Genomic DNA, 26,695 nt, shown 5'->3' on the forward strand with positions numbered 1-26,695 from the left:
CGACCGGTCCGGTGTCAGTCGCGTTGCCCGGGCAGCATGCCGCGTCGAATGCGTTCGGTGATGTCCCGGCGCAGATAGAGCAGATACAGCCACACGGCAAGGAAGATCAGACCCACGGCACCGATGGACAGATGGAACACGGCCCCGGCCATCACGAAGAACTGCAACGCGAGGTTGAGCTTCATCGCCCAGGGTTCGCCCTGTTTTCCCGCGGCCAGAATCATCACCACGGCGAGCGCCACGATATAGGTGGTCGAGAACCACGTTGCGCCGCCGCCGAGAGTCGCCACGACCGGAAGAGCGAGCAGAGTCACGATCGCTTCCAGTACGAGTGTGCCCGCCGACACACCGCGAAACCCCTTCCACGGGTCGGTTGTCGGTGGTCGAAACTCTGCTTCGCTCACGCGGGATCCTTTCCGAACAACGTGCGCGCTGCGCCCACGGTCACCACCGAGCCGGTGACGACGACCCCGGCACCGGACACGGCTTCGCCGGGCTCGGCCACTTCTTCGGCCAACCCGATCGCCGTCTCGAGCGCATCGGGCAGCGTCGACGCCACCACGACCCGCTCGTCGCCGAACTTGGCCACGGCTATGTCGGCCAACGCGTCGACATCCATCGCTCGACCGGACCCGTTGTGGGTGACGACGATGTCGTCGAACACCGGTTCCAATGCTTCGAGGATCGCGCCGACATCCTTGTCCGCCATGACACTGACGACTCCGACGAGTTTGCGGAAGTCGAATTCGTCGGTCAGGGCGGCCGCCAGTGCAGCGGCCCCGTGCGGGTTGTGCGCGGCATCGAGAAACACCGTGGGCGCGTTGCGTACTCGCTCGAGACGACCGGGATTGACCACGGTCGCAAAGGCTTCGCGCACGGTGTCCTGGTCGAGTTGACGGTCCGGGCCCGCCCCGAAGAATGCCTCGACTGCTGCGAGAGCGAGAGAGGCGTTGTGCGCCTGGTGCTCTCCGTGCAACGGCAGGAAGATGTCGGTGTAGACACCGCCCAGCCCCTGCAACTCCAGCTGTTGTCCGCCCACGGCTATCTGCCGACCGAGAACGGTGAACTCCGATCCGGCCCGTGCCACGGCAGCGTCTGCCTGCACCGCCGCACTAAGCAGGACCTCGGACACCTCGGGTTCCTGCTTGGCGAGGATGGCCACCGTGTCCCGTGGCACGAGTAGTTCCGGTGCCTTCTTGATGATGCCGGCCTTCTCCCCCGCGATCGTGGACAGATCGTCCCCGAGGAATTCGACGTGGTCGAGACCGATCGGGGTGATGACGGCGATCTCACCGTCGACCACGTTGGTGGCATCCCAGCGGCCGCCCAGCCCGGTTTCGATGACGGCGACCTCGACGGGTGCCTCGGCGAAGGCCGCGAATGCCATGGCGGTGACGACCTCGAACTTGCTCATCCGCGGTCCACCGGCGGCCTCGGACTGTGCATCGATCATCTCGACGAACGGTGCGATCTCGTTGTAGGTGTCCACGTAGGTGCGCGGGGACACCGGACGGCCGTCGATACTGATCCGCTCGGTAGCCATCTGCAGATGCGGGCTGGTGGTGCGGCCGGTACGCCGATGGAAAGCGGTCAGCAACGCATCGATCATGCGGGTGACGGACGTCTTGCCGTTGGTTCCGGCCACGTGGATCGACGGATACGCCTTCTGCGGAGAACCGAGCAGGTCCATCAGCGCCGAGATTCGGGCGGTGGACGGCTCGATCTTCGTTTCGGGCCAACGCTTGTCGAGCTCGGCCTCGACGAGTGCGAGCTCGGCCAGGTCGACCGGGGTCGGTGGTGGTGACGGCAGGGCGTCGTCCGGCTCGGTCACTTAGCTTCCCATCGATTCGAGGCGCGCGCCGATGCGCGCGATCTCTTCGCGAGCGATCGTCTGACGAGTTCTGATCTTGTCCACCACCGCATCCGGGGCTTTGGCCAGAAATGCCTCGTTGCCCAGTTTGCCGGTCGTCTGGGCCAACTCCTTCTCCGCAGCGGCGAGATCCTTCACCAGTCGCGCGCGTTCGGCGACCAGATCGACCGTGCCCGAGGTGTCGAGCTCGACGACGACGGTGGCCTTGCTCGTACGCACCTCCACCGATGCCGTCGCCGCGAAGTCCGCACCCGGCTCGGTCAACCGGGCCAGCGAGGTCACTGCCGAGATCTGGCCCTCCAGGTCGGCGTCACCCACTCCGACGATGCGAGCGGCGACCTTCTGCGAGGGCTTGAGCCCCTGATCGCTGCGGAACCGACGAATTTCGGTGATGAGCCGCTGCATGTCCTCGATGCGTTGCGCGGCAACAGGATCGACCGGATCGGCGGCAGGGGTCGGCCACGTGGCGACCACCAGGGACTCTCCCCCGGTCAGCACCTTCCACAGGGTCTCGGTCACGAACGGGACGACCGGGTGCAGCAGGCGCAGCACCGCGTCGAGAACGTTGCCCAGGACTCCACGGGTGGATTCGGCGATGCTCTCGTCGGCGAACTGCACCTTCGCAATTTCGAGGTACCAGTCGCAGACCTCGTCCCACGTGAAGTGGTAGAGCGCCTCGCACGCCTTGCTGAACTCGTAGCGATCGAACGCCGAATCCACCTCTGCTCGAACCTGATCGAGTCGGTCGAGGATCCAACGGTCGGCGTCGGTGAGTGTGGCGCGCGACGGCAGCTCGGCCGGCGCTGCGCCGTTCATCAGGGCGAACTTGGTGGCGTTGAACAGTTTGTTGGCGAAGTTGCGCGAGGATTGCGCATGATCCTCGCCGACGGACATGTCGGCACCCGGGTTGGCACCGCGGGCCAGCGTGAACCGCAGTGCATCCGCGCCGAAGCGGTCGACCCAGTCGAGCGGATCGATGCCGTTGCCCCGAGACTTGGACATCTTCTTACCGAACTGATCGCGAATCAGTCCGTGCAGGAAGACATCTCGGAACGGAACCTGTGGGCCCTGCTTTCCTGCGGTGATGGCGTCGTCGGCTCCGACGTAGGTGCCGAACATCATCATCCGGGCGACCCAGAAGAACAGAATGTCGTAGCCGGTGACGAGTACGCCGGTCGGATAGAACTTCTCCAGTTCGGGGGTGGCCTCCGGCCAGCCCATCGTCGAGAAGGGCCACAGGCCGGAAGAGAACCAGGTGTCGAGGACGTCGGGGTCCTGCTCCCACCCCTCGGGTGGGGTCTCCCCCGGTCCCAGGCACACCGTCTCGCCGTCGGGGCCGTACCAGATCGGAATTCGGTGGCCCCACCACAGCTGACGCGAGATGCACCAATCGTGCATGTTGTCGACCCAGGCGAACCAGCGCGGCTCTTGACTCTTGGGATGAATGACGGTGTCGCCGTTGCGAACTGCGTCACCGGCCGCCTTGGCCAGGGTGTCGACCTTGACCCACCACTGCAGCGACAGACGCGGCTCGATCGGCTCACCGCTGCGCTCGGAGTGTCCGACGCTGTGCAGGTACGGGCGCTTCTCGGCGACCACTCGGCCTTGCTCGGCCAGGGCCTCACGGACCTTGACACGCGCCTCGAATCGGTCCATACCGTCGAACTGTGTTCCGGTATCGGCGATGCGGCCGGCCTTGTCCATGATCGACGGCATCGGCAGTGAGTGCCGAACGCCCATCTCGAAGTCGTTGGGGTCGTGCGCCGGAGTGATTTTCACTGCGCCGGTACCGAATTCGGGATCGACGTAGTCGTCGGCGATGATCGGTATTCTTCGTCCGGTGAACGGGTGCTCGAGGGTGGTGCCCACCAGAGCCCGGTAGCGCTCGTCGTCGGGGTGCACCGCCACAGCAGTGTCGCCGAGCATCGTCTCCACTCGAGTGGTGGCCACGATGACGTGCGGTTCGGAGTCGTCCAGCGACCCGTATCGAAGCGAGACGAGTTCACCCTCGACGTCCTCGAACTTCACCTCGATGTCGGAGATGGCCGTCTGCAACACCGGCGACCAGTTGACCAGCCGCTCGGCGCGGTAGATCAGACCGTCGTCGAACATGCGCTTGAACATGGTCTGCACGGCCTCGGACAGGCCGTCGTCCATGGTGAATCGCTCACGGCTCCAGTCGACACCGTCGCCGATACGACGCATCTGGCCGCCGATCGTGCCGCCCGACTCGCGCTTCCAGTCCCACACCTTGTCGATGAACAGTTCGCGACCGAACTCTTCCTTGGTCTTTCCGTCGGCGGCGAGCTGCTTCTCCACCACCGACTGCGTGGCGATGCCCGCGTGGTCCATTCCCGGGAGCCACAGCACCTCGTACCCGAGCATGCGCTTGCGCCGACTCAGCGCGTCCATCAACGTGTGGTCGAGGGCGTGGCCCATGTGCAGGCTGCCCGTGACGTTGGGCGGCGGCAGCACGATGGAGTACGGCGGCTTGTCGCTGGTGGCATCGGCCTCGAAATAACCGGCATCCACCCAACCCCGGTACAGCTCGGCCTCTACCTCGCTGGGGTCCCAGCTCTTGGGCAAACGGTCGGCTGGGTTGTCTGGGGTCTCTGGCGCTGAACTGGTCACCGGTCGATTCTAGTGGCCCAGTATTCGCGGCATCGACGCGCTCTCGCCCAGGACATGCCCTGCCAGAAATGCCAGTACCACCTCGTACCAGACCTTGGCGTGTTGAGGCGTCAGAATCCAGTGGTTCTCGCCGGGGAAGTACAGGAATCGGTGCTCGGTCTGACCGTCGTCGTCGGCGGGCAGTCCCGATTCGCTGAGCAGTTCGTACCACAATCGTAGGCCCTCGCCGATCGGCACGCGATAGTCCTTGTCACCGTGGATGACCAGCATCGGCGTCGAGATGTCCGCGACGAACAGGTGCGGAGAGTTCTCCACCGCCATCTCGGGGGACATCTCCCGCGCCCAGTACCACGGTGCGTCGGTCGTCGGTCCGAACTGATCGAGTGCCCACAGACTGGCGTGGGTGACGATGGCGTCGAATCGGTCGGTGTGCCCGGCGATCCAGTTGGCCATGTACCCGCCGAACGAGCCACCCATTGCGGCGGTGCGCGTGTCGTCGATATCGGTTCGGGCAACCGCCACATCGGTCAACGCCATCAGATCGGTGAACGGGGCACTGCCCCACGCGCCCCAACCACGCTGCACGAAGTTCTGGCCGTAGCCGGTGGACAACGCCGGATCCGGGAGCAGCACCGCGTACCCTCGCGCCACCATCAGCCATGGGTTCCACCGCCAGGACCACGTGTTCCACGAACCCAGTGGGCCGCCGTGCACCCACAGCAGCAGCGGCGCGGGCGAATCGTCCGACACACCGTGCGGCAGCGCCAGCCATCCTCGGACTCGACTGCCGTCCTCGACGACGGTCTCGATCTCGGTCAACGTGCCGGGCAGCGGGCCGTTGTCGATTCCGGCGTCGAGGTCGACCACCGTGCCGTCGGACAGGTCGATCGAGACCGGGTGCGGGGCGGCCAGATACGAGGCGGCCACAGCGACTACGCGCTTTCCGTCCGACGACACATGGATGTGGGTGTACGCGTCGTCGGTATGCGTCAGACGACGCGGCTCCGCACCCGCCTCGATCACGAAGATCGGCGACCGGCCGTCGTCGTCCGCGGTGACCAACACGCCGGACCCGTCCGGCAGCCAGACCGGACCGATCGGCCATCGATCCCAGCCCGGAGCGAGATCGGTGACGGAGTCCGTACCGAACTCGTACTGCTGCAACGTCATTCGTGGCGCTTGTTCGGGAGTCGAGATCGATTCACGGACGAACGCGACGGCACGGCCGTCGGGCGAGATGGCCGGTGCACCCAGATCGGCATCCGCGTCGTCGACGATCGTGGTCCGTTCTCCGGTACCGGTGTCGATGCGCACCAGTATCGTGCGGACGGTTGCCAGCGGGCCGGGCACCGACCACGTGGAGACGACGAAAGTGCCGTCGGCGCTGATGTCGAAGGCCGCTTCCTGCAGAGCGCCTGCCGCGTCACGCGTCAGATCACGCAGTGGTGCCGACTCGAGGTCGGTTTCCGTCTCGCCTGCGAACAGATGCGGGGTTGCGGGACCGAGATCGTGATCCCAGAAACGCACCGGCACACCGGTGTGCAGGATTGCATCCACCTTGTTCGTCTTGCGCTCGGTACGCAGGCCGTCGTCGTCCACGTCTGTCGTGGACGAGCCGAACACCGGCGAGAAGCCGGCGAACCGATCGACGGACCGTGCCGCTCGCACGTCACCGATTCCCGCCGACCGGGTCTCGACCACGTGGGCCTCCCCGCCGGCGGCGGGCAGTATCCACAATTGTGCCGGATCCTCCTCGCTGGAGCGGCGCGAGAACATCAGATCCCCGGACGCGGTGAACACCGGCGCGCTCTCGCCCAGCTCGCCGTGGGTGATTCGCCGCGCCGGGGAACGCCCGTCCACGTCGATCTCCCACAGCGACGTTCGGTACTCGGTGCGCGAATCACTCAGAGCAGCAACGACAACGACCGCACGAGAACCACTGCGATCCACCGCCAACCCCGTGACACGTCGGGCCGCGATGTACTCGTCGATGTTGTCGTAGACACTCATGCGAACGACAGTAGTGGCAACAGATCGTTCCGCGTCGGCTGTGCCCGGTTCAGTCCTCGCCGAGATCCTCACGCAACTGAGCGAGCGTGCGCGCCAGAATTCGCGATACGTGCATCTGCGAAATTCCGACCTTCTCGGCGATCTGCGTCTGCGTCATCGACCCGAAGAACCGGAGCACCACGATGCGACGCTCGCGCTCGGGCAGCTTCTCCAGTGCGGGCCGCACAGCGAGGTAGCTTTCCATCTTCTCGAGTTCCGGGTCGTCGGCACCGAGCGTGTCCATCAGCGGGAGGCGATCCTCGCTCACCACCGAATCGACCGACACGGTCTGATACGCGCTGCGGGCAAGCAGTGCCTGCGATGCTTCCTTGACGTCGATCCCGAGTTCGGCGGCGATTTCGCTCGCGGTCGGGGCGCGACCGAGCTTCTGCGACAACGATCCCACCGCCTGCGAGATCATCGAGTTCAGCTCTTTCATGCGTCGCGGTACCCGTACCGACCAGCCGGCGTCGCGGAAGTAGCGACGTGCTTCGCCCATGATGGTGGGGACGGCGAACGAGACGAAATCCGACCCACGCTCGATGTCGAACCGGTCGACTGCATTGACCAGACCCAGCCTGGACACCTGCAAGAGGTCCTCGTGCGCTTCACCGCGCCCACCGAATCGGCGCGCGATGTGTTCGGCGAGAGGAAGGCAGCGCGTGATGATGCGGTCACGCAGCACGGAACGCTGCGGTGAATTCTCGTCCAGCGCCTGCATCTGCTGGATCAGTGCGACCACGTCGCTGTAATCGTCGGACTCTCGCCGTGTGCTTCGTTCCTGCGGCACCGGCACTAGACCTTGCTCCTCCGCTTGACCACGTCGATCGCGACGGTGCGGCCGGCAACGTCGTCGATCGCGTCGTCGGCGCGGAGTTCGATGGAGTCTGCGAGAGTTTGCAATACGTGCCAACCGAAGCTGTCCTGCTTCGGGACCGACGTCGGAGTCAGCGTGGACGTCACGACGATTCGGATCCCGGCATCGTTGACGGAGAACCTGCACGAGAGTTCCGCGTCGGCGACCGAACCTTTGATGAGCTGGGAGCACACCTCGTCTACGACGAGTTTCACGTCGGCGATGTCGTCGAGAGTGAAGTCACTGAGCACCACGAGAGTCTCCGCGACGGCCCGCACCACCGGCAATTGGTCGGCTTCGGCGCGCACCCTCAGCTCGACCGGTGCACCGGAATCTCGCTCCAGTTCTTCGATCTTGCTGACCCCAGCCATCCGCACTTCCCATCGTCGCCAAGCAGTTCGTTTCTCGTGTGCCGAGCAAGACTACCCAGCGGGGAAGCTTTCAACCCTCGCAGTACGCGAGTGTCGCCCCCGAACGCACCGCGGAACGAACCTGCGGTGAACGGCCGACCGGTGCGGGTGACGTGCGCCCGTCGAACTGGCACGATCGACACCGTGGCACATTCGGATGAGGATTACTCGCAGGCCCTACGGACTCTCGCCCAGCGGCTCGGTACGTCGACGTCGTACCGAGGCTGGGACGACACCGAGCACGACGTGAGCGACGCGACCCTGCGGCAGGTATTGGCTGCACGCGGTTACGCGACCGAAACCACCGAGGATGTCGATCGGGCACTGGAGGACATCGAGAACGCACCGTGGCGTCGCCTGCTTCCGCCCGTGGTCGTCACGACCCAGGGCACCGACGCGACGGTGTGGGTGCATGTGCCACACGGCAATCCGGTGGAAGTGTCGATGGTGTCCGAGGACGGCGACGCCATCGAGGTACCGCAGGCCGACGTCTGGGTCGATCCGCGCGAGGTGGACGGACGGCTGATCGGACGTGCCACGTTCGTGGTGCCCGGCGATGCCCCGCTGGGATGGCACAGCCTCACTGCGACGACGATCGGTGAGGACAACACCGTCCGAACCTCGGACACGGTCGTCGTGGTCACACCGAAGTCGTTGTCGCCCAATGCCGAACTTGCCGACAGGCAACGTACCGGTCTGCTGGCACAGCTGTATTCGGTGCGCTCGACGCGTTCGTGGGGCATCGGTGATCTCGCCGACCTCGAGGACATGGTCGACATCGCCGGCCGCGTGCATGGATTCGACTATCTGCTGGTCAATCCGCTGCACGCCGACCGGCCGACGACGCCCGTGGAGGCCTCTCCGTATCTACCGACCACGCGACGCTTCTTCAATCCGCTGTACATCCGTGTCGAGAACATTCGGGAGACGGCGCTGCTCTCGCCCAAGCAGTTCGGCAAGATCCAGGATGCCGCGGCTCGATTCGACAAGGCGAACGTTCGCACCAAGAAGCTGAACCGGGACGCGACGTTCAAGGCCAAGCTCCGCGCCCTCGAACGCGTCCACAAGGTCGAGCGCAGTCCGGCCCGCGAGTCCGCGTTCCGGGCGTTCGTCGAACGCGAGGGCACCGGGCTCCGGGATTTTGCGGTGTGGAGCGCGCTGGCGGAGAAGTTCGGCCCGAACGATCCCGCATGGACCGATCGCGCAGCGCACCCACGCACCGATTTCGTCCTCGAACAACGCGCAAAGCTGGCCGGGCGCATCGACTTTCACATGTGGCTGCAGTGGATCTGTGACGAGCAGCTGGCCGCTGCCCAGCGAGCCGCGCTCGACGCCGGGATGGAGATCGGCGTCATGCACGACCTCGCGGTGGGAGTCGCCCGCGGCGGCGCCGATGCGTGGACGCTCGGCGACGTACTGGTGTCCGGAGTCACCGTGGGCGCGCCGCCGGACAACTTCAACCAACAGGGCCAGAACTGGAATCAACCGCCCTGGGATCCGGATCGACTGCGCGAGATGGCCTACGTCCCGTACCGAGACATGCTGCGCACGATTCTGCGTCACGCCGGGGGCATCCGCGTCGACCACATCCTGGGCCTGTTCCGGTTGTGGTGGATTCCGCAGGAGGCCGAGAACGCCGGCGGCGGAACGTATGTCGAATACGACCACGAGGCGCTGATCGGCATCCTCGCCCTCGAAGCCGAGCGCGCGGGTGCGGTAGTGGTCGGCGAGGACCTCGGGGTGTTCGAGCCGATGGTGCAGGAATACCTCACCGAGCGCGGAATCTTCGGTACCTCCATCCTGTGGTTCGAGGCCGATGATTCCGGACCCATCCCGCCCGAGGACTACCGGACTCTGTGCCTGACGTCGGTGACGACGCACGACCTGCCTCCCACCGCCGGATACCTCGAGGGCGAGCACATCGAACTGCGGTCCCGACTCGGCCTGCTCGAGCGAGACATCGATGCGGAAAAGGAAGTGGATTCCCGTGCGCGAGAGGCGGTCCTGGACCTGGCCCGTACCCGTGGTTTACTCGCTGCCGATGCCGACAACCACGAGACCGTCGAGGCGTTGCACCGGTTGGTCCAGCGCAGCCCGTCACTGCTGATCGGCGTCGCTCTCGTCGACGCGGTCGGTGAACATCGCATTCAGAACCAACCGGGTACGGACGAGACCCAGTACGGCAACTGGAAGGTCCCGCTCGCCGACTCCGACGGCTCGGCAGTGCTGGTCGACGACCTCGCCGAACACCCGCGATTGGTGTCGCTCGTGCAGGCAATGGCAACCGAGTCGTCGGACCGATGACACGAGGGTCCACAATCGAGGTATGAGCTTTCGACGTCGCCGCGTATCGAGTCGGCACTGATGGGCCGGATCACCGCTCGCAGACCCGTCGTCCGAATACGCGGCGAACACCGAGTCGACCGTCCCGACACCTTGGTGGTGGAGGAACCGATGGAACTGCGCGTCGACGGCAGAGCCCTTGCCGTCACGATGCGTACGCCGGGCCACGACGTCGAACTGGCCCACGGTTTCCTGCTGACCGAGGGCGTCATTGCATCGCGTGCCGATATCGCTGCGGCGCGGTACTGCGACGGCGTCGACGACGAGGGCGCGAATACCTACAACGTCCTGGACGTCACACTGGCACCGGGCGTGGCAGCCCCCGAGACCGGGGTGGAACGCAATTTCTACACGACCTCGTCGTGCGGGGTCTGCGGCAAGGGATCACTCGACGCAATCCGGTTGCGCACCAAGCATTCTCCTGCTGACGACGACGTCGTGGTGACGTCCGATACCCTCGCCGGGCTACCGGACACCCTGCGCGCAGCGCAGAAGGTCTTCGACACCACGGGCGGCTTGCACGCTGCGGCACTGTTCACTGCGAACGGCGACATGCTCGTCCTCCGCGAGGACGTCGGACGCCACAACGCGGTGGACAAGGTCGTCGGCTGGGCCACCGAGCACGATCGAGTTCCGCTGCGCGGCACGATATTGATGGTCAGTGGCCGCGCCTCGTTCGAGCTGGCACAGAAAGCCGTGATGGCCGGGATCCCCGTACTTGCTGCGGTGTCTGCACCGTCGTCTCTCGCGGTCGATCTCGCGACCGAATCGGGACTGACGGTGATCGGCTTTCTCCGCGGCCGGTCGATGAACATCTACTCCCGCGCCGACCGCGTTCTTGTGTCAGACGGTATCTCCTGAGTCGGTCCGCAGGCTCCACTCGCTAGCAACATCGACGAGTAGCTCGGCTGCGGTGGCGTTCCTGACGTCGTCCACCGAGATTCCCGGCGCGGTCTCGACGAGGCGCAGTCCGTCGTCGGTGACGTCCAGAACCGCCATGTCCGAGATGATCCTGTGCACGCAGCCCTTCCCGGTCAGCGGCAGAGTGCAGGACTGCAGAATCTTCGGTTCACCCTTCCGGGAGACGTGCTCCATCATGACGATCACGCGACGGGCACCGTGCACCAGATCCATGGCACCACCCATCCCCTTGACCATGTGCCCGGGGATCATCCAGTTCGCGAGGTCGCCGGTGGCGCTGACCTGCATCGCACCCAGCACGGCGACGTCGACCTGGCCGCCGCGGATCATTCCGAACGACTGCGACGAGTCGAAGTAGGACGAGCCGGGAAGCACCGTGATGGTTTCCTTGCCCGCGTTGATGATCTCGGGATCGAGTTCGTCCTCGGTGGGATAGGGGCCGACGCCGAGCACGCCGTTCTCGGAATGCAGAATCACCGAGACGTCGGTCGGAATGTAGTTGGGCACCAGGGTCGGCATGCCGATTCCGAGGTTGACGTACTGCCCGTCGCCGAGCTCCTGCGCCACCCGGGCGGCCATCTGTTCGCGGGACATCTTCTCGCTCATGCTCGTACCGTCCTCTGCTCGATGCCGACCTCTACCGGGCCGACATGCACGACCCGCTGCACATGGATGCCCGGGGTGTGCACCTCGTCCGGACCGATCTCCCCCGGCTCGACCAGGTGCTCGACCTGCGCCACGGTGATCCGACCCGACGCGGCGGCGGGTGGATTGAAGTTCCGTGCGCTGGCATGGAACACCAGGTTTCCGTGCCTGTCGCCCTTCCAGGCGTGGACCAAGGCGTAGTCCGCGACGATGCCGCGCTCCATCACATAGGTGACCCCGTCGAATTCCCGGGTCTCCTTCGGCGGACTCGCCACGGCGATGCCGCCGCTGCCGTCGTAGCGCAGCGGCAATCCGCCGTCGGCCACCTGCGTCCCGACACCCGCAGGGGTGAAGAACGCCGGAATACCGGCACCACCGGCTCGCAGCCGCTCGGCGAGGGTGCCCTGCGGGGTCAGCTCCACCTCCAGTTCGCCGCCGAGGTACTGCCGTGCGAATTCCTTGTTGGATCCCACGTACGAGCTGATCGTGCGCCGAATGCGGTGCTGCGCCAGCAGCACTCCCAGACCGAAGCCGTCGGTCCCGCAGTTGTTGCTGATGGTTTCGAGGTCGGCAGCTCCCTGCTCGAGCACCGCGGCGATCAGGATCTCCGGCACTCCCACCAACCCGAACCCGCCCACGGCGATCGACGACCCGTCGGGGATGTCCGCTACCGCTTCTGTGGCACTGGCCACGACTTTGTCCAACATGGCAGCGACGGTACCCGACAATGTGCGTTATGTGAACAGGTTGCCACCATGCGAACACATGTATACGGTGGCGAGTGCGCTTGATCACCACGATCGTCAGGAGCTGTCGATGCTTCATCTCCCGCCCGAGTACCGGGACCAGACGGGTGTCCATGCACCACGCGACTTCGCCGAGTACCGGACCACTGCCCTGCGGCATCCGGCGCAGCCGCTGACTCTTCTCCCCCAACGATTGACCGAGATCACCGGTCCGGTTCTGGGCGAGGGACGGGTCACCGACTCCGACGCCGACCTGACGCTCGCGCGAGGTGGTGAAGCTCAGGGTCAACGCATCATCGTGCACGGACGAGTGCTCGACAGCGACGGCAGAGCGATCCCGAACACCCTCGTCGAGGTATGGCAGGCCAACGCGGGCGGGCGTTACCGACACTCGGGTGATCGCTGGCCTGCACCTCTCGACCCACATTTCGACGGCGTGGGCCGAGTACTCACCGATGCCGACGGCCGATACCGGTTCACCACGATCAAACCGGGCGCGTACCCCTGGGGCAACCACCACAACGCATGGCGGCCTGCCCACATTCACTTCTCCCTGTTCGGTCACGCATTCACCCAGCGGTTGGTGACGCAGATGTACTTCCCCGACGACCCCATGTTCTTCCAGGATCCCATCTACAACGCAGCCCCCGAAGACGCGCGTGCTCGCATGATCAGCACCTTCGATTACGAAGCAACACAACCGAACTGGGCTCTCGGGTTCAGGTTCGACATCGTTCTGCGCGGACGCAACGCCACCCCGTTCGAGGAGGACGACCACGATGACTGACCCCGAGTTCGCTCCCCGGTACCCGGTGGTGACCGGTGCCGATTTCACCACCGCACCGTTCGGTCAGACGCCCTCTCAGACGGTCGGGCCCTACGTCCACATCGGTCTGCTGTGGCCGGACGGACAGGACGTGGTACCTCCCGGCACCGCCGACGCGATCACCCTGACGTTCACCCTCGTGGACGGGGCTCGTCAACCGGTGTCCGACGCCATGATCGAGACCTGGCAGGCCGACTCCGACGGACGCTTCGACCATCCGGACGATCCACGGGGTGCCGTGGCACCACGTGTCGCAGGTTTCCGCGGCTTCGGTCGAGCATTTGCCGATGCACGGGGAACGATGACGATCACGACCATCAAACCAGGGCCGTTGCCCGCCGAGAACGACCTCGTCGAAGCACCCCACATCGACGTCGGAATCTTCGCCCGCGGAATGCTCGAGCGGGTCGTCACGCGGATGTACTTCCCGGACGAGGCCGAGGCCAACGAAATCGATCCGGTGCTGTCCGCCTTGCCCGCCGACAAGCGAGCCCGACTCGTCGCCACCACAGTGGACGGCGGCTACCACCTCGATATCGTGTTACAGAACACCGATCCGGACGGAGACGAGACCCCGTTCTTCGCGCTGTGATGCACGCTCCCGAACTGATCGACGACGCGGTGAAAGAGGACCATGGCTTCCGATAGAGGGGCACTGTTCGATCCGACATTCGGCAGCGAGATCATCGCACCGATCGTCGGCGACCGAGGCTGGGTTCGGGCGATGTTCGACGTCGAGGCAGCCCTCTCCCGGGCCGCTGCCTCTGTCGGCGTGGTCGACGCGAAGCATGCGGACATCATCACCGCGGTCGCGGCAGAGCTGGGTGAATCTCTGGACATCACAGCACTCGGAGCGGCTGCAGCGGCCGGTGGGAATCCGGTGATACCACTGGTGAAAGTGCTGCGAAACGCGGTGTCCGAGCGCGGAGTTCCTGCTGCTGCAGTGCACCCCGGGGCGACCAGCCAGGACATCATGGACACCGCGTCCATGCTCGTCGCACGTGACGCACTCACGGTCGTCGAGGCGTCGCTCGGTGATGCACACACCGCGGCGCGAGGCCTGGCGCTGGCGCACCGAACCACTCCTATGGTCGCGCGCACCCTCGGCCAGCAGGCGTTACCCACTACTTTCGGGCTGGTGGCCGCCAATTGGGCTGGGGCGCTGCATCGTTCGAGTCACCGTCTCGCGGCGGTTCGGCGGTCGTGCTGTGTGCAATACGGTGGTGCCGCCGGAACGATGGCCGCCGTACATCCGCACGGTCCGGCCATTGCCGCCGCGCTCGCGGACGCCCTGGATCTGGCACCACAGACTGCGCCTTGGCACACCGACCGCGTCACCGTCGCAGATCTGGCGTGCGCGTTGGGTATTGCCGCGGGCTCCATTGCGAAGATCGCCGGGGACATCGTGTCGATGTCCGCCACCGAACTGGCCGAGGTGTCCGAGAACGCGCCGGGAGGTTCGTCGGCAATGCCACACAAGCGCAACCCGATCGCCGCCGTCACCGCGCGGGCTGCGGCCCGCCGGGTGCCGGGAGCCGTTGCGACAGTGCTGGCGAACATGGACCACGAGCAGCAGCGCGCCGCTGGACCGTGGCACGCCGAATGGGAGACCGTCACCGATCTGCTACGCCTCACCGGCGGCGGTGCGCATCGTATAGCGATGAGCCTGACCGGTCTGCATGTGCATCCAGATGCCATGGCGCGCAACCTCGAAGCGACGGGTGGTGCACTTCTCGCCGAACGGGTCACGGCGGCGCTGGCACCGCACACCGAGCGCGCCCGCGACATCGTCACCGACCGATGCGCAGCAGGTGCGCCACTGGACACGGATCCCGCCATCACCGCCTTCCTGACGCCGGCGGCGGTGCGCGAGATGTTGGATCCAGCAGGCTATGTGGGTCACGCACCCGACTTGGTCGACGACATCCTCGCTGCATGTGCACCGGACACCGAACGCCCCACGGATTCGAAGGACATCTGATGACAGTCACTCTGGCTCACCACCGCACCGAGGGGCCGCACCCCGATGCGGATACCGTCGTGCTGATCGGCTCGCTCGGCTCGGACCGATCGATGTGGGACCCGCAGGTGGGCGCACTCTCGGCTTCTGTCCACGTGTTGACGGTCGATCTACGGGGACACGGTCGATCACCGGTACCCCCCGGCCCCTATTCCGTGGCCGATCTCGCCGATGACGTTCTTGCACTGCTGGATTCACTCGCTCTGGAACGCGTCCACGTCGTCGGACTCTCCCTCGGCGGTGCCGTCGCTCAATGGATTGCGATTCATCGCCCCGAGCGGGTGCGCACTCTGACTCTGCTGTGCACGTCCGCCAAGTTCGGTGAACCCGCTCAGTGGATCGACCGAGCCGCGACCGTCCGCGCCTCGGGGACAGCAGCACTCGCAGACGCCGTACTCGCACGGTGGTTCACGCCCGAACTCGCCGCCCGCGACACCGATCTCGTCGCACGGTGTCGACGCATGATCGCCGAGACCTCCGACGAGGGGTACGCGGCATGCTGCGAGGCATTGTCCGAGTGGGATTCTCGCGCGGACCTCGCCAGGATCGCCGCTCCCACCCTCGTGATCGCGGGCCGACAGGATCCGTCGACCACTCCGGACGATCTGCGCATCATCGCCGATGGCATTGCAGGATCGACGTTCGTGACACTCGACCCGGCCGCACATCTGGCCAATGTCGAACAGGCCGGCCGCGTCACGGCGGCCATTGCCGCTCACGTCGGAGCGAATGCGTACTCCGCCGGACGGTCCGCGGCGCACGACACCGGAATGGCCGTACGGCGCAGTGTGCTCGGTGACGCCCACGTCGACCGCAGCATCGCATCGAGAACCGAATTCACGTCCCCGTTCCAGGATTTCATCACCCGAACTGCGTGGGGCGACGTCTGGGCTCGTCCCGGACTCGACCACCACACCCGCCGACTGCTGACTCTGGCCGTTCTGACGGCCCTGGGTAACCACCACGAACTCGACATGCACATCCGAGCGGCGTTGCGTGCCGGTATCGCACCCGACGAACTCGCCGAGGTGTTCTTGCACACCGCCGTCTACGCGGGAGTACCGAACAGCAACAACGCTTTCGCATTGGCTCAGGCCGCCATCACCGAGAGCGAAACCTCGTGAGTGCCGCGGACACACCGCCGTCCTCGGATTACGTCCAGTCTCTCGGACGCGGCTTGGCAGTGATCAGAGCCTTCGACGGCGAGCATCCGCGTCGAACGCTGGCCGACGTGGCCCGAGCGACCGACCTGACTCGCGCGACCGCCCGGCGGTTTCTGCTCACACTCGTCGAACTCGGATACGTGCGTACCGACGGCTCGATGTTCTGGCTCACCCCGCGAGTACTCGAATTGGGGTACAGCTACTTGTCGAGTCTTTCGCTCCCCGAGGTCTCGGGTCCCCATCTCGAGGCGCTCGCCGAACGAGTGCGTGAATCGTCCTCGGTGTCGATACTCGACGGTGACGATGTGGTGTACGTCGCCCGGGTTCCGGTGAGCCGCATCATGACCGTCGGCATCAACATCGGCACCAGATTTCCGGCGTTCGCGACCTCGATGGGCCGGGTGCTGTTGGCCGGTCTTCCCGAGGACGAGCTGGATGCGTACCTGGAGCGAGTGCGGTTGACGCCGTTGACGGGCAAGACGATCACCACCGCGGCCTCGCTCGCGCGGGAACTCGAACGAGTGCGGGTCGACGGCTTCTGCCTGGTGGACCAAGAACTCGAAGAGGGCCTGCGTTCGATCGCCGCACCCATCCGCGACAGCGCCGGCGTGGTTGTCGCCGCAGCCAACGTCTCGACCCAAGCTGCACGTCATTCTGCGGACGCCGTGCGCGCCGAACTACTCCCGGCCTTGCTCGACGCCACCCGCGCCATCGAGACCGATCTGCTCCGGGTGAGTACCGGAGCCAACGACAAGCGAGGAAACACCCATGCCTGAAGCCGTGATCTGCGAGCCCCTGCGTACCCCCGTCGGCCGTTTCGGTGGCCAGTTCCGCGACATTTCCGCCCAGGCCCTCGCGGCCACGGTCATCACCGAACTCGTTGCGCGAACGGGCATCTCCGGAGCGGACATCGACGACGTGATCCTGGGTCAGGCGTCACCGAACGGTGATGCACCGGCCATCGGTCGAATCGCCGCCCTCGACGCCGATCTCGGCATCGACGTGCCCGGCATGCAGATCGACCGACGCTGCGGCTCCGGCCTACAAGCAGTACTGCAGGCGTGCATGCAGGTGCAGTCCGGCGGCAACGACCTGGTTCTGGCAGGCGGCGTCGAAAGTATGAGCCAGACCGAGTTCTACGCCACCGGCATGCGGTGGGGCGTCAAGGCCGAGGCGGTCGCCCTCTCCGACCGACTTGCGCGGGCCCGAGTGACGGCGGGTGGCAAGAACTTTCCGGTGCCCGGCGGCATGATCGAGACCGCCGAGAATCTTCGCCAGGAGTTCTCCATCAGCCGCGCCGATCAGGACGCGCTGGCCGTGCAGTCGCATCGGCGGGCGGTCGCCGCGCAGAACAGCGGCGTGTTCGCCGAGGAGATCGTGGGTGTGGCTGTCCCCCAGCGTAAGTCGGAACCTGTTCTGGTCTCGACCGACGAGCATCCACGGGCCGACACCACCGTGGAGTCGTTGGCGAAGCTGAAGGCAATCCGTGCATCGATCGATCCCGAATCGACGGTCACCGCGGGCAATGCCAGCGGGCAGAACGACGGTGCCGCGATCGCCATCGTCACCACCCCCGAAAAGGCTGCGGCGCTGGGACTCCGACCACTGGCGCGACTCGCGAGCTGGGGCGTTGCCGGAGTCGCTCCGCGCACCATGGGAATCGGCCCGGTGCCCGCAAGCGAGAAAGCGCTCGGACGCCTCGGGCTCACTCTCGACGACATGGGCGTCATCGAACTCAACGAGGCCTTCGCCGCCCAGGCGCTGGCCGTGACTCGGTCCTGGGGTATCGAGTCGGACGACCCGCGGTTGAATCCTCACGGTTCCGGCATCTCGCTCGGCCACCCGGTCGGGGCCACCGGTGCCCGAATCCTTGCCACCCTGCTCCGTGAAATGGACCGCCGAGAAGTCCGCTACGGACTCGAGACGATGTGCATCGGCGGCGGACAGGGCTTGGCCGCGGTGTTCGAGCGACTGTCCTGATCGCTACTCACTGCTGTAGTTGCGCAGCCAGGCGCACAGCCGAGTTGGTCTCCCCGTAGCCTTCGTACCCGCCTACCCGCTGCACCACCTCGAAGAAGAGGTCGTCGCCCACGGTGCCGGTGAAGAAGTGGAAGAACTCGCCGCCTGCGGAGTCGGCGTCGTACAGGATGCCGAGCCGCTGCATCGCGTCGAGGGTGTCCGGACCGAGGCCGAACCGTGCGTTCAGGTCGCGATAGTAATTGGGCGAGATGCGCAACGGCGTGAGACCGCGTTCGGTCATTGCCTCGGCCGCGGCGTAGATGTCCTCGCATCCGAACGCCACATGTCCGACGCCTCCGCGGCGGGCGGCGGGCAGGGGGTCGGCATCGGACGGGCGACCGGGAACCATGTTGAGCGACAGGCGAATGGTGCCGTTCGTGGTCGTCAGGGTGAGGGCCTGGCTTCGCACCAGTCCGATCGCGTCCACGACGTCCTGACCGTCCCGGGGCACCATGCCGAACACCGAGCGGAGCAAGAGCATCACGCCGTCCCAGCTTTCCGCCGGGACCGCGAGGGCGATGTGGTCCACGTGCGAGACCAGGGGCTTGTCCTGCGGCACAGGCACTCTGGGAGCGAGGTCGAATGCGGACTGCCAGGCACCGGCGCTGTCTCGGGTGCGTAGGTCGAGCGAGGTTGCACCGGTGACGGCGAGCCGCACCACCGCGTCGGTCGCGTCGGCCACGCCCGGCATGGTGACCGTCGCGGCGGGGACCCCCAGAGCGCGGGCTCTGGTCAACCACAGATCGGGCCGCTCGCTGCGGACCCCGATCTGGGCCAGTGCGGGCAGGTGGGCGGGGACGCCCGGTGCCGTCCACAGGGTGTCGACGGTCGTGTCGACCGCGACGGCGAGTGGGCCCTGGGTGAACAGCGACAGTCCGTGTTCGCTGTGCGCGGCGGTGAGGTCGAAGCCGAGGTGACGCAAGGTGGTACCCAACTGGGCGGCCTTGGCAGGGCCCGCGGCGATACGTAGGGACACGATGTTCTCGATCGGGCCGGGCGGAGGCGGGGAGAACAGATCGGGATTCGGCACGACGGTGTCGACGCCGCGGACCTGCTCCTGCAGGTGGAGCAGCGAACGGTGTGCGTCCGACGCCGTTCGGCCGGTGTCCGAATGCCGGAAGACGTCGTTGAAGATCTCGAGCGACCACGGGCCCGTGTAGCCCGAGGCCACGACGTCGGCTCCGAAGGTTGCCAGATCGAAGTTCCCCTGACCGGGGAAGCATCGGTGATGGCGACTCCACTGCAGGACGTCCATCACCAGGTGCGGGGCGTCGGCCAGCTGCAGGAAGAAGATCTTCTCGCCGGTTATCTCGCGGATGCCGGATGGGTCGTCGCCGCGGGAGAGGATGTGAAAGCTGTCGAGACAGGTCCCGAGCGCTGGATGGTCGACCTGCCGGACGATGTCCCAGGCATGACGGTAGGTGTCGACGTGGCTACCCCAGGCGAGCGCTTCGTAGGCCAGCCGCAGTCCGCGGCGATGTGCACGCTCGGCGAGAGTTGCCATCTGTTCGATCAACTTGTCGTCCTCGCGCACTGCACCGGCCAACGGTGACGAGCAGACCAGCAGCAGGTCGCATCCCAGCTGTTCCATCACGTCGAATTTGCGTTCGGCGCGAACGAGGTTGCGCGCGAACTGGTCCGGGTCGTCGGAGTCGGCGTCACGGAAGGGTTGGTAGAGATCGACGGTCAGACCCAGGTCTGCAGCCTTCTTCGCAATGTCTGCAGGCAGGTCCGGTGAGCTGATCAGATCCGGCTCGAACACCTCGAAGCCGTCGAACCCGGCTTCGGCGATGGCGCGCATCTTCTCGTCGAGAGACCCACTGAGCGAGACAGTGGCCACCGACGTGGCAATGGCCGTCATGCGGAGGCCCCGGCGGCAGCGACGCGATCTTCGCTGTCGATGAGGGTGCCCATGTGCGCGATCATCCGATCTGCGTTCGCAATTCGGCCGGTGAATATCTCGAAGGCGTCCGCTGCCTGGAACACGGCCATGCCGGTGCCACTCAGGGTTCGGCACCCCGCTCGCGCTGCCTGCATGAGCAATTCGGTCTCGGCCGGCCTGTACACGACTTCCGAAACCCACATCTGCGGACGCAGAAATTCCTGCGGCACAGCAGATCCCGGGTGCTCGAGCATTCCGACCGGCGTTGCGTGCACCAGCCCCGACGCTGCGCTCAGCACGTCGCCGAGCCGATCGAGTCCGGTCGAGAAGATCTCGGACTCGGGGAACATCGAGGCCAGCGAGTCTCGGAGTTGCTGCGCCCGAGAACGATCGGCATCGACGAGTGTCAGCTTGGCGGCTCCCCGGCGTGCCATCGCGTATGCCACGGCCGCACCTGCTCCCCCGGCTCCGAGTTGCACCACATCACTCAGATCGGCTCCCGGTAAGCCACGTCCGAAATTTCGGTCGAACCCGGACCAGTCGGTGTTGTGACCGATCGCGCGCCCGTCGGAGAACACAACGGTGTTGACGGCACCCAGACGCGCGGCATCCTCCGAGAGATCGTCGAGGCAGTGAAGAACCCGTTGCTTGCACGGGTGGGTGATGTTGAGGCCGCGAAATCCGAGGTCGGCTGCCGTGGCCACCAGCCGCGGTAGGTCGTCCACGGTCAGCCCGCGCCGATCGAGATCGATGATCCGATAGAGGTAGGTCAGACCGTGCTCGGCACCCTCTCGCTCGTGCATCGCGGGCGTGAGCGATTTGCCGATACCCGTCCCGATCAGCCCGCAGAGCAGGGATTCCGGCATGTCGATCTCCTCGAGCTTTAATGTACTAATTGGTGAGTTAGCTCGACGGTACTACGGTGACGGCACGCACACACCCTTTCTCCGCAATTCGCGGCGATAGAGTCGACCCATGGCTCCGCGTACAACCGACACCTCCGACGACAGCGGACCGGCCGTCAAACGTCGGCGCAACAGCGATCTGACCCGACACAACATCCTCGAGGTAGCCACGGAGGAGTTTGCGGACAAGGGCTTCGCGGGCGCACGCATCGACGAGATCGCCGAACGAACACACACGACCAAGCGGATGCTGTACTACTACTTCACCGACAAGGAAGGCCTGTACAAGGCCGTTCTGGAGCGGTCCTACCTCCGCATCCGCGAGCGCGAACGAGCCGTGGACGTCGAAGGACTCGGTCCGGTCGAGGCGATCCGCGCCATCGCATCGGTCACGTTCGACCATCACGAGCAGAACCCGGACTTCATCCGGCTGGTATCGACCGAGAACATTCTGCGCGGCGAACATATCGGCACTTCCGAGGCGCTGAGCAATCTCGGCAATCCGGCCGCCGAGCTGTTGGCCGACATTCTTGCGCGCGGGCAGGCCGACGGGCTCTTTCGAACCGATGTCGACGCGTTGGACATCCATATGGCGATCAGCAGCTTCTGCGTGTTCCGGCTGTCCAACCGATACACGTTCGAGGCACTGTTCGGGCGCGACCTCACCGACCCGGCGCACCGCACACGACTGCGGGCCATGCTCGGCGACATGATCATCGCGTTCCTCACCTCCACCGACGCCTGACACCGAGATCGAGCGACCCGCATCGCATCGGGGGTTGACACGTGGCATGGATCACGTTCAATATCTAAGAGCGCCCGGAGTTAACTATTTCGTACATTAGCGGCCGATCGGGTCGTGGATGTCGAACTGTGCGCCCGGCTTCCCGTCACACGAAAAGAGACGACACCGATGGATCCCCTCACGTCCGGTCACCCGCCCCTGCGCCCCGGAGCCAACCCGCGTAAAGCCGCAACCGCGGCCTGGGTGGGCAGCGCCCTCGAGTACTACGACTTCTTCATCTACGGCACCGCCGCTGCGCTGGTCTTCGGCCGCGTGTTCTTTCCCGGTTCCAACCCCGCCACCGGAACGTTGTTGGCCCTGGCGACTTTCGGGGTCGGATACCTGGCCCGCCCACTGGGCGCATTGGTGCTCGGTCACATCGGTGACCGTTACGGCCGCAAGAAGGTCATGGTTGCCACCGTCCTGCTGATGGGAGTCGCCACCCTCGGAGTCGGCGTCCTTCCCTCGTACGAATCCATCGGCCTCGCGGCCCCGATAATCCTGGTCCTGCTGCGCCTGGCCCAGGGCTTCTCTGCGGGCGGTGAGCAGGCGGGTGCCAACTCCATGACCCTCGAGCACGCACCCGACCACCGACGGGCATTCTTCACCAGCTTCACCCTCAGCGGCACCCAGGGCGGTCAGATCCTTGCCACCGCAGTCTTTCTCCCGGTCGCCATGCTCCCCGAGGACCAGTTGCTCAGCTGGGGCTGGCGAATCCCGTTCTTCCTCAGCGCATTCGTCGTTGTCGCCGCATTCCTGATCCGGCGCTCGCTCGACGAGACCCCAGTCTTCGAGGAAGAGGTGGCGTCCGCCGAGCCGCAGCGTCTCCCGCTGACCGAACTGCTGTCCGAGCACTGGCCCGCCGTTCTTCGAGTCATGTTTGCCGCCGTGATCGCCTCGGTCAGTACGATATTCACCGTCTATGCGCTGTCGTACGCAGTCAACACAGTCGGCCTGGAACGAACTCCGATGCTGTGGGTCGGCGTACTCGCCAACGTCGTCGCGCTGTTTGCACTCCCGTTCTTCGGGTCGCTGTCCGATCGTGTCGGTCGCAAGCCGGTGTTCCTGTTCGGATCGATCGGTTGCGCAATCCTCATGTTCGGATACCTCTGGTCCATCTCGGTCGGAAACTACGCGCTCATCTTCGTCTTCGGCATCGTCATGTTCGGTTTCGTCCACAGCGCGACGGGCGGTGTGTGGCCCTCGTTCTACGGCGAGATGTTCCCGGCTCGGGTCCGTCTGACCGGAACTGCGCTGGGTACCCAGATCGGTTTCGCCATAGCAGGATTCGCGCCCACCATTGCCGGTGCCATCGCCGGGGCCGAGATCGGTGCGTGGTTGCCGGTCGCCATCGTCACCGCCGTGTTCTGCGCCGTCAACGTTGCGATCGTGTCCACGTCCAAGGAGACCTATCGCACGCCCACCGACGAGCTCGGGCGATCCACTCGAACGACTCGGCGCGAGTCGGTCGCTCGTACGACGTCGAACTGACCCGCGATGATCGACGGACTGCGACCGGACCGTAGCGGTGAATGGCGTGTGTACGCCGTGCGCTATGCGAGCCGAACATCCCTGCGCAGCACGCACTTCCACTATGCGGACGAGCGCGGCCACGAGCCGCACCCCACCGCGTACTACGTGTGGCTCGCGCTGTCGGACACCGAGACCGTCCTCGTCGACGCCGGTCTCGCACCGGCGACGGCGTCACGGATGAAGGGACTGGACTACGTCGGCTCCCCCGTGGACCTCATCGGAGAGCTGGGAATCTCCCCCGGTGACATCGACGTATGTGTGCTGACCCATCTGCACTACGACCACACCGGAGTCGTCGCAGATCTGCCGTCGGCCCGCTACGTCGTCCAGCAGAAAGAGCTCGACTACTGGAACGGTCCGTGGGCGACCCGCGTCGGGCAGGAACGCTGGTTGCACTCGCGGTCCGACATCGACCACGTCACGGGAAGTCCGCGTCTCGACATCGTCGACGGCGACCGCGAACTGGCACCGGGACTCTCGGTGCATGCGGTGGGCGGACATACCGCGGGCATGCAGGTAGTCAGCGTGCACACCGAGCGCGGGACCCTGGTGCTGGCGTCGGATGCGAGTCACTTCTACGAGAACATCGAATCCGACAGTCCCTTCGCGATTCTGCACTGCCTGCCGGACATGTTCGGCGCGTTCGACCGGATCAAGGAACTCGCCGACAGCCCCGAGCATGTCGTGCCGGGCCACGACCCGTTGGTGGCGCAGCGGTGTGCCGCGGTCGACCCGGACCTGCACCCGCACATCTCGGTCCTCGGCTGACACCCTCGATCGAGAACCTCCACAACACAGAACGAGCCCCGATCATCGCGTTCGATGATCGGGGCTCGTTTCGGTGTCGTGCCGGAGCTGGTCAGGCCGACTTGTCGCGACGCTCCGGGCGTTCGGGCTTGCGCGGAACGATGGTCGGCAGGACGTTGTCGTTGACCGTCTCTGCCGTGACCACGACCTTCTCCACGTCGTCCCGGCTCGGGATGTCGTACATCACCGGAAGCAGCACTTCTTCCATGATCGCGCGCAACCCACGAGCACCGGTGCCACGCAGGATCGCCTGATCGGCAATTGCCTCGAGTGCCTCGGACGTGAACTCGAGCTCGACGCCGTCCATGTCGAAGAGTCGACGGTACTGCTTGACCAACGCGTTCTTCGGTTCGGACAGGATGGTGACCAGTGATTCCTTGTCCAGGTTGGTCACCGACGCGATCATCGGGAGACGACCGATGAACTCGGGGATCAAACCGAACTTGATCAGATCCTCGGGCATCACCTCGGCGAAGTGATCCTGCGTGTCGATCTCGGCCTTGGAACGCACCTCGGCTCCGAAGCCGAGACCGCGCTTGCCGACGCGATCGGACACGATCTTCTCCAGACCGGCGAAAGCACCGGCGACGATGAAGAGCACGTTGGTGGTGTCGATCTGGATGAACTCCTGGTGCGGATGCTTACGTCCGCCCTGCGGCGGGACGCTGGCCTGGGTACCTTCCAGGATCTTCAGCAGTGCCTGCTGTACGCCTTCACCCGAGACATCGCGAGTGATCGACGGGTTCTCGCTCTTGCGAGCGATCTTGTCGACCTCGTCGATATAGATGATGCCGGTCTCGGCCCGCTTGACGTCGTAGTCCGCGGCCTGGATGAGCTTGAGCAGGATGTTCTCGACATCCTCACCCACGTACCCGGCTTCGGTCAGTGCGGTGGCGTCGGCGATCGCGAACGGCACGTTGAGCATCTTGGCGAGGGTCTGGGCCAGATACGTCTTGCCGCACCCGGTGGGACCGAGCATCAAGATGTTCGATTTGGCCAGCTCGACGGATTCGCCGCGCACATCGCGCGCCTTGTCGCCGGCCTGAATGCGCTTGTAGTGGTTGTAGACAGCGACGGCCAACGTGCGCTTCGCAGCGTCCTGGCCGATCACGTAGTTCTCGAGAAAGTCCTTGATCTCGGAAGGCTTGGGCAGGTCGTCGAGCTTGACTTCGCTCGATTCGGCCAACTCCTCCTCGATGATCTCGTTGCACAGGTCGATGCACTCGTCGCAGATGTACACCCCTGGTCCTGCAATGAGCTTCTTGACCTGCTTTTGGCTCTTGCCGCAGAACGAGCACTTCAGCAGATCGCCACCGTCACCGATGCGTGCCATTCGGAGGTTCCTACTTCCTTGTCCGCGTACGACCCGGCCGACCGCATACGCGGAAGGACGGGCTACTTCTCGATCGATGGCATGCCGAGTTCGAGATGCTCCGACCGAGTTCTTGGATGCGACGCTACCCGTGTTCGCCGAACATGGGCGGGTTGTTTCCGGTGATTCGCCGCCCGTTTTCACCAATCACGGCATTCGGGGCGTGAATCGAGACAGCCGGGCCGAGTTGTCCACTCGTGCCCGGCGTCCGATCGTCTGCCGGACCGCGAGGCGATCCGACCGGTGGTACTTGCGTGCTACTTCTGAGCCGACAGCTTGCGGTACTCGAACACGGTGTCGATGATGCCGTAGTCCTTGGCCTGCTCGGCGGTGAGGATCTTGTCGCGATCGGTGTCCTTGCGGATCACGTCGGGATCCTTGCCGGTGTGGCGGCCGAGGGTGGTCTCCATGAGTCGACGCATACGTTCGATCTCGGCGGCCTGGATCTCGAGGTCCGAGACCTGGCCCTGGATTCCGCCGCTCGAGGGCTGGTGAATCAGTACTCGTGCGTTCGGCAGAGCCGCGCGCTTGCCGGGGGTACCGGCTGCGAGCAGTACCGCGGCAGCCGAAGCCGCCTGGCCTAGGCACACTGTCGCCACGTCGGCGCGGACGTACTGCATCGTGTCGTAGATGGCCATCAACGAGGTGAACGAGCCACCGGGCGAGTTGATGTACATCGTGATGTCACGGTCGGGGTCGAGGCCCTCGAGCACCAGCAGCTGTGCCATGACGTCGTTGGCAGACGCATCGTCGACCTGAACGCCGAGGAAGATGATGCGCTCCTCGAACAGCTTGTTGTACGGGTTCGACTCCTTGACGCCGTAGCTCGAGTGCTCGACGAAGGACGGAAGGATGTACCGCGAGGACGGCAACTGGTTGGGATCGAACAGGTTTGTCATCGTTTCTCCAAGAT

At 65.3% G+C, this 26,695-nt stretch carries 23 protein-coding genes; 11 read left to right on the plus strand and 12 right to left on the minus strand.

The features are described from left to right. Positions 1-14 precede the first annotated feature (14 nt). From K414_RS0120000 to K414_RS0120025, 6 genes are read right to left on the minus strand one after another with little or no spacing between them, the layout of a single operon-like run. Positions 15-404 (minus strand): DUF4233 domain-containing protein, encoded by a 390-nt coding sequence (locus K414_RS0120000; RefSeq protein WP_027497558.1) that lies wholly within the window; start codon positions 402-404, stop codon positions 15-17. Further along, complete coding sequence (locus K414_RS0120005; RefSeq protein ID WP_051365182.1) at positions 401-1,831, minus strand: folylpolyglutamate synthase/dihydrofolate synthase family protein; 1,431 nt, start codon at positions 1,829-1,831, stop codon at positions 401-403. The genes K414_RS0120000 and K414_RS0120005 overlap by 4 nt, the downstream gene beginning before the upstream one ends. After that, positions 1,832-4,501, minus strand: coding sequence for a valine--tRNA ligase (locus K414_RS0120010; protein WP_027497560.1), 2,670 nt, complete (start codon positions 4,499-4,501; stop codon positions 1,832-1,834). Between the two features lie 9 nt (positions 4,502-4,510). Next, on the minus strand, positions 4,511-6,511 hold the full coding sequence (locus K414_RS0120015; RefSeq protein ID WP_027497561.1) for an alpha/beta fold hydrolase: 2,001 nt from the start codon (positions 6,509-6,511) through the stop codon (positions 4,511-4,513). Between the two features lie 49 nt (positions 6,512-6,560). Continuing rightward, positions 6,561-7,346, minus strand: a complete 786-nt coding sequence (locus K414_RS0120020) for a SigB/SigF/SigG family RNA polymerase sigma factor (RefSeq protein WP_032368200.1) — start codon at positions 7,344-7,346, stop codon at positions 6,561-6,563. Further along, on the minus strand, positions 7,346-7,777 hold the full coding sequence (locus tag K414_RS0120025) for an anti-sigma factor (protein ID WP_027497563.1): 432 nt from the start codon (positions 7,775-7,777) through the stop codon (positions 7,346-7,348). Before K414_RS0120025 ends, K414_RS0120020 begins: the two co-directional genes overlap by 1 nt. A 183-nt stretch (positions 7,778-7,960) precedes the next feature. Between K414_RS0120025 and malQ the strand changes: the two genes are divergently transcribed. Beyond that, positions 7,961-10,120 (plus strand): 4-alpha-glucanotransferase, encoded by a 2,160-nt coding sequence (gene malQ, locus K414_RS0120030; protein WP_037220355.1) that lies wholly within the window; start codon positions 7,961-7,963, stop codon positions 10,118-10,120. Positions 10,121-10,180: 60 nt separating this feature from the next. After that, complete coding sequence (gene fdhD / locus K414_RS0120035; protein ID WP_027497565.1) at positions 10,181-11,020, plus strand: formate dehydrogenase accessory sulfurtransferase FdhD; 840 nt, start codon at positions 10,181-10,183, stop codon at positions 11,018-11,020. On the opposite strand, the gene K414_RS27475 is transcribed toward fdhD, so the two are convergent. Next, a complete protein-coding gene (locus K414_RS27475; RefSeq protein WP_051365183.1) occupies positions 11,003-11,686 on the minus strand; it encodes a CoA transferase subunit B in 684 nt (227 codons plus the stop codon). The two genes, fdhD and K414_RS27475, sit on opposite strands and share 18 nt — an antisense overlap. Then, positions 11,683-12,432: a CoA transferase subunit A gene (locus tag K414_RS0120045; protein WP_202595074.1), complete on the minus strand. Its 750-nt coding sequence runs from the start codon at positions 12,430-12,432 to the stop codon at positions 11,683-11,685. The genes K414_RS27475 and K414_RS0120045 overlap by 4 nt, the downstream gene beginning before the upstream one ends. Positions 12,433-12,541: 109 nt before the next feature. Between K414_RS0120045 and pcaH the strand changes: the two genes are divergently transcribed. The 6 genes from pcaH to K414_RS0120075 are packed head-to-tail and all read left to right on the plus strand — an operon-like array spanning position 12,542 to position 18,460. Further along, positions 12,542-13,258: a protocatechuate 3,4-dioxygenase subunit beta gene (gene pcaH / locus K414_RS0120050; RefSeq protein ID WP_027497567.1), complete on the plus strand. Its 717-nt coding sequence runs from the start codon at positions 12,542-12,544 to the stop codon at positions 13,256-13,258. After that, positions 13,251-13,889 (plus strand): protocatechuate 3,4-dioxygenase subunit alpha, encoded by a 639-nt coding sequence (gene pcaG, locus K414_RS0120055; RefSeq protein ID WP_027497568.1) that lies wholly within the window; start codon positions 13,251-13,253, stop codon positions 13,887-13,889. Before pcaH ends, pcaG begins: the two co-directional genes overlap by 8 nt. Positions 13,890-13,931: 42 nt before the next feature. After that, positions 13,932-15,278, plus strand: a complete 1,347-nt coding sequence (gene pcaB, locus K414_RS0120060) for a 3-carboxy-cis,cis-muconate cycloisomerase (RefSeq protein WP_027497569.1) — start codon at positions 13,932-13,934, stop codon at positions 15,276-15,278. Next, positions 15,278-16,441, plus strand: a complete 1,164-nt coding sequence (gene pcaD, locus K414_RS0120065; RefSeq protein ID WP_027497570.1) for a 3-oxoadipate enol-lactonase — start codon at positions 15,278-15,280, stop codon at positions 16,439-16,441. Before pcaB ends, pcaD begins: the two co-directional genes overlap by 1 nt. Then, positions 16,438-17,256, plus strand: coding sequence for an IclR family transcriptional regulator C-terminal domain-containing protein (locus K414_RS0120070; protein WP_027497571.1), 819 nt, complete (start codon positions 16,438-16,440; stop codon positions 17,254-17,256). Before pcaD ends, K414_RS0120070 begins: the two co-directional genes overlap by 4 nt. Beyond that, positions 17,249-18,460 (plus strand): acetyl-CoA C-acetyltransferase, encoded by a 1,212-nt coding sequence (locus K414_RS0120075; protein ID WP_027497572.1) that lies wholly within the window; start codon positions 17,249-17,251, stop codon positions 18,458-18,460. Before K414_RS0120070 ends, K414_RS0120075 begins: the two co-directional genes overlap by 8 nt. Positions 18,461-18,467: 7 nt before the next feature. Here the strand turns inward: K414_RS0120075 and K414_RS0120080 are convergent, their stop codons facing one another. Next, a complete protein-coding gene (locus K414_RS0120080; RefSeq protein ID WP_027497573.1) occupies positions 18,468-20,360 on the minus strand; it encodes a sugar phosphate isomerase/epimerase and 4-hydroxyphenylpyruvate domain-containing protein in 1,893 nt (630 codons plus the stop codon). Beyond that, positions 20,357-21,247, minus strand: coding sequence for a shikimate dehydrogenase (locus K414_RS0120085; protein WP_027497574.1), 891 nt, complete (start codon positions 21,245-21,247; stop codon positions 20,357-20,359). The genes K414_RS0120080 and K414_RS0120085 overlap by 4 nt, the downstream gene beginning before the upstream one ends. A 109-nt stretch (positions 21,248-21,356) precedes the next feature. Between K414_RS0120085 and K414_RS0120090 the strand changes: the two genes are divergently transcribed. From K414_RS0120090 to K414_RS27480, 3 genes are all read left to right on the plus strand, one after another. Next, positions 21,357-22,031, plus strand: coding sequence for a TetR/AcrR family transcriptional regulator (locus tag K414_RS0120090; RefSeq protein WP_027497575.1), 675 nt, complete (start codon positions 21,357-21,359; stop codon positions 22,029-22,031). 168 nt (positions 22,032-22,199) lie between these two features. After that, positions 22,200-23,561, plus strand: a complete 1,362-nt coding sequence (locus K414_RS0120095) for an MFS transporter (protein WP_032368463.1) — start codon at positions 22,200-22,202, stop codon at positions 23,559-23,561. A gap of 6 nt (positions 23,562-23,567) precedes the next feature. Then, positions 23,568-24,371: an N-acyl homoserine lactonase family protein gene (locus tag K414_RS27480; RefSeq protein WP_032406767.1), complete on the plus strand. Its 804-nt coding sequence runs from the start codon at positions 23,568-23,570 to the stop codon at positions 24,369-24,371. Between the two features lie 91 nt (positions 24,372-24,462). On the opposite strand, the gene clpX is transcribed toward K414_RS27480, so the two are convergent. Continuing rightward, positions 24,463-25,743, minus strand: a complete 1,281-nt coding sequence (gene clpX / locus K414_RS0120105; protein WP_027497577.1) for an ATP-dependent Clp protease ATP-binding subunit ClpX — start codon at positions 25,741-25,743, stop codon at positions 24,463-24,465. Between the two features lie 296 nt (positions 25,744-26,039). Next, positions 26,040-26,681, minus strand: coding sequence for an ATP-dependent Clp protease proteolytic subunit (locus tag K414_RS0120110; protein WP_008715342.1), 642 nt, complete (start codon positions 26,679-26,681; stop codon positions 26,040-26,042). Positions 26,682-26,695: the final 14 nt, after the last annotated feature.

This window comes from Rhodococcus sp. JG-3 (assembly GCF_000482405.1).
In the GTDB taxonomy this organism is placed as follows: domain Bacteria; phylum Actinomycetota; class Actinomycetes; order Mycobacteriales; family Mycobacteriaceae; genus Rhodococcoides; species Rhodococcoides fascians.

Excerpts from the sequence above, each read along its gene's own strand:
- K414_RS0120085 (WP_027497574.1), bottom strand. The coding sequence starts at position 21,247 with ATGCCGGAATCCCTGCTCTGCGGGCTGATCGGGACGGGTATCGGCAAA.
- K414_RS0120080 (WP_027497573.1), bottom strand. The coding sequence starts at position 20,360 with ATGACGGCCATTGCCACGTCGGTGGCCACTGTCTCGCTCAGTGGGTCT.
- pcaB (WP_027497569.1), top strand. The coding sequence starts at position 13,932 with ATGGCTTCCGATAGAGGGGCACTGTTCGATCCGACATTCGGCAGCGAG.
- K414_RS0120045 (WP_202595074.1), bottom strand. The coding sequence starts at position 12,432 with ATGTTGGACAAAGTCGTGGCCAGTGCCACAGAAGCGGTAGCGGACATC.
- K414_RS0120095 (WP_032368463.1), top strand. The coding sequence starts at position 22,200 with ATGGATCCCCTCACGTCCGGTCACCCGCCCCTGCGCCCCGGAGCCAAC.
- pcaD (WP_027497570.1), top strand. The coding sequence starts at position 15,278 with ATGACAGTCACTCTGGCTCACCACCGCACCGAGGGGCCGCACCCCGAT.
- K414_RS0120015 (WP_027497561.1), bottom strand. The coding sequence starts at position 6,511 with ATGAGTGTCTACGACAACATCGACGAGTACATCGCGGCCCGACGTGTC.
- pcaG (WP_027497568.1), top strand. The coding sequence starts at position 13,251 with ATGACTGACCCCGAGTTCGCTCCCCGGTACCCGGTGGTGACCGGTGCC.
- K414_RS27480 (WP_032406767.1), top strand. The coding sequence starts at position 23,568 with ATGATCGACGGACTGCGACCGGACCGTAGCGGTGAATGGCGTGTGTAC.
- K414_RS27475 (WP_051365183.1), bottom strand. The coding sequence starts at position 11,686 with ATGAGCGAGAAGATGTCCCGCGAACAGATGGCCGCCCGGGTGGCGCAG.
- clpX (WP_027497577.1), bottom strand. The coding sequence starts at position 25,743 with ATGGCACGCATCGGTGACGGTGGCGATCTGCTGAAGTGCTCGTTCTGC.
- fdhD (WP_027497565.1), top strand. The coding sequence starts at position 10,181 with ATGGGCCGGATCACCGCTCGCAGACCCGTCGTCCGAATACGCGGCGAA.
- K414_RS0120025 (WP_027497563.1), bottom strand. The coding sequence starts at position 7,777 with ATGGCTGGGGTCAGCAAGATCGAAGAACTGGAGCGAGATTCCGGTGCA.
- pcaH (WP_027497567.1), top strand. The coding sequence starts at position 12,542 with ATGCTTCATCTCCCGCCCGAGTACCGGGACCAGACGGGTGTCCATGCA.
- K414_RS0120075 (WP_027497572.1), top strand. The coding sequence starts at position 17,249 with ATGCCTGAAGCCGTGATCTGCGAGCCCCTGCGTACCCCCGTCGGCCGT.
- K414_RS0120090 (WP_027497575.1), top strand. The coding sequence starts at position 21,357 with ATGGCTCCGCGTACAACCGACACCTCCGACGACAGCGGACCGGCCGTC.
- K414_RS0120110 (WP_008715342.1), bottom strand. The coding sequence starts at position 26,681 with ATGACAAACCTGTTCGATCCCAACCAGTTGCCGTCCTCGCGGTACATC.